Origin of the sequence: Mycolicibacter sinensis (assembly GCF_001667375.1) — a bacterium.
In the GTDB taxonomy this organism is placed as follows: Bacteria; Actinomycetota; Actinomycetes; order Mycobacteriales; family Mycobacteriaceae; genus Mycobacterium; species Mycobacterium sinense_A.
Window position 1 is genome coordinate 1 of the sequence record NZ_LZIN01000093.1, and the last position, 593, is coordinate 593.

Below are 593 nucleotides of genomic sequence, written 5' to 3' on the forward strand. Positions count from 1 at the left end.
AGCCCCAGGTACATCATGTGCTCGTAGAACAAACCGAGCTCAGAGGTGGACGTGGGGTCGGTGACCGGATCTCCGGGGATCGTGTAATCGGTTACCGCGAACCAGTTGTTCGGGGTCTGGACACCCGACAGCAGAGCAGTGTCGAAGAAGTCGGAGGAGGAAACCCCGCCCATACCCTCCGACGCGGTGTCGGCACCGACCGGATTGCCGATGAACACGAAATGCAGCAACTGCGGGTCGACGCCGTCGTGTTCCAGCTGGGCCATGGCGATCGAACCGGCCGTGGCGCCCTGCGACCAGCCGAACACCCACAGCGGGTTGTCGGCATCGTAGGCGTCGGGGTTGGCGTTGAGTTCGGCGTGCACCGCCCGCACGATCTCGGCCGCCCCGACGAAACTGCTGTGGCCCTGCTGGACCAGCGCCGGGGTGGACAGGATCCGCAGCGGCGCGTCGCAGTCGCCGACACCGACCACGCACGCGGCTGGATCGTCGCCGACGTCGAAGCCTAGCGGGTTGAGGAACAGGTCGGCCGCGGTTTGGGCGAACGCCGCCGAGGGCGTCGGCAACATCGTCCCGCCGACGAAGATCGCGGT

Annotated in this window: 1 protein-coding gene; it reads right to left on the minus strand. The window is 66.8% G+C overall.

What is annotated here, in order from left to right:
• Nucleotides 1-569: PE-PPE domain-containing protein (locus A5771_RS24715; protein WP_234783112.1), on the minus strand; the 569-nt coding region annotated here is incomplete at its 3' end.
• Nucleotides 570-593 lie beyond the last annotated feature (24 nt).